The sequence below is a fragment of the Nostoc sp. CALU 546 genome (assembly GCF_048836525.1).
Window position 1 is genome coordinate 1 of record NZ_JAWJTF010000347.1, and the last position, 1994, is coordinate 1994.

The 1994-nt window shown below is 38.5% G+C and carries 2 protein-coding genes; both read right to left on the reverse strand.

What is annotated here, in order from left to right:
• Positions 1–87: 87 nt before the first annotated feature.
• Positions 88–282: a hypothetical protein gene (locus RRG12_RS43540; RefSeq protein ID WP_420758841.1), complete on the reverse strand. Its 195-nt coding sequence runs from the start codon at positions 280–282 to the stop codon at positions 88–90.
• 282 nt (positions 283–564) lie between these two features.
• Positions 565–1797 carry a CHAP domain-containing protein gene (locus RRG12_RS43545; protein WP_420758842.1) on the reverse strand — a complete coding sequence of 411 codons (1233 nt, stop codon included), beginning with the start codon at positions 1795–1797 and terminating at the stop codon, positions 565–567.
• Positions 1798–1994 lie beyond the last annotated feature (197 nt).

Genomic DNA, 1994 nt, shown 5'->3' on the forward strand with positions numbered 1-1994 from the left:
GGTTAGATTGGGTTTCTGTACTAATTAGCCAGTGCCTCCACTTTTACTTTCGCCGAGTATAAAGTCATGTGGGCCAATAATCCTGATTTATGTGGCTTTGGAAGAATACCGATCTATTAATGCACGAGCAAATTTCTGGTGTTGTTCAGCTAGATATTGAGGAGAGATAAACTGAGCATTGTCCATGAAGCGGTACACCCAGCGGCAAAACTCCTCCAGCGATCGCTTAGGAAGTTTAACAATATAATCTATGTAAGTAGATTTGCTATGTGTCTTATTCATAAGTCTGGGTTAATCGCCTGGATTGGTGAACGAAATAATCAGCTTTTTGGTCACTTACGTTGTTTTATTGACATTTTGCAACGCAGTCACAGCGCGTTGAGTAGTGACTCAATAATAAGCAGAGCGTCAATGGCCTTAGTTCTGGATATAATCCTTATCTAATAAGACTTTCAAGCTTATCCCGGTTTTCGGTTCACCTGCTACTCAAGCCCTATAGAATTGGTATAAACCTATGAGAATAGAAAAGTGATCGCTCTCTATCTCAGCCCTAATCTTTAAGCATTAAGCTCTAGGTACTCTAATATATCTGTCAGGGTTATCCGCACGATACTCAAAAATTCGATGTAGTGTACCTTCTCCTCCGCCATCATAATTTGTTCTATAGTGAGACTCTGAAACTACAACTTTTTTAACACCAGAGCTATCAATATAAACACGCTCAACCACAGCCACATGATTCATACCATTCCTTGTCCATTGTGCAATATCACCAAATTGCACATCATTACTATCTACAATGGTCGCTCCATTGGAAAGCTGATTATGCCACTGATTAGCATTACCAGACATTGAATTAAGCGCAGCAGCATTACCACCCAGTTCTTTTAAACGACCATGAGCGTACCAAGTACAATTTCCTTCTGTCCCTGTGTTATCAGGATTTTGCAGCCCTATAGGTGCGTAATTGTTCTTCCAAAATATATTACCTGTTGTGTAGAACTCAGGGCGAGTTTTAAAGTAGTCCAATCCTACTGGCTGCGTCAGTAAAGCAGTAGTATTATCTACACCGTTCGTTCCTTGGATCTGCCACTCCTGACCCACTGGGTTCCCAATATTTGCACCAGCCTTAACAGAAGAACCATTGATCAACCAAGTTCCTATCTGCCCATTGCTATTGCGCCAAAGAATATCTGACTTACCATCTCCATCAAAATCGGAGTTAGACATTTCAATTGATAAACTCTTGCCATCTATAACAATAGTTGAATGATCATTCTCAGTCTTCAACAGAAACAGATTATCCGCATTCAAAGACTCATTATGCACTATCTTTTGGAACAGTTCACCCTCATCCCCTAATGCATCAAAAGTATTAATTTTGGAGTCGAGCCAATGACCGAACTCTTCATGAAAAACAGCAGTAATTGCTTCAGTATTACTGGCGTTATTTAATAAGAAGTCTTCAGAAAAATAAATAGTATTTGTTTCTTGAGCAAAACTAGCATTTGCACCATTCAACTGTATTCCTGTCAGCACATCAATTTCAACAAGATTCCTGAAACCGCTTTGCTTGACATCTTGAACTACCTTTTGAAATGCTTGTCGATCCCAGTTATTATCAAAAACCAGATTCATGTTGTAATCAAGGTCAGGACTAGCAATAAATTGGCTGAACTGTTCATGAGCTAAGTCTACAGCCTCTAACAAATATCCTGGTAAAGCTGATCCAGTTCCTGCTTTTGAACTAGACACTAAGGACATCAGAGATAATCCCGCATCCTCAGATGGAATCATTACATTTGAATAATTATGTACCCCTATTTCCGGAGTGGAAGATGCAACTTTTTCAAGATTCATTTTGATTTATCGAGAATTACAGCAAAATTCAAATACATCTCAGTTATATCCGCGACATTTTGGAAAAGACAATTGGCTAATAATTTTTTTACGAAGAAAATATAATATTTTAATACCTATGTAAAAACACTGTA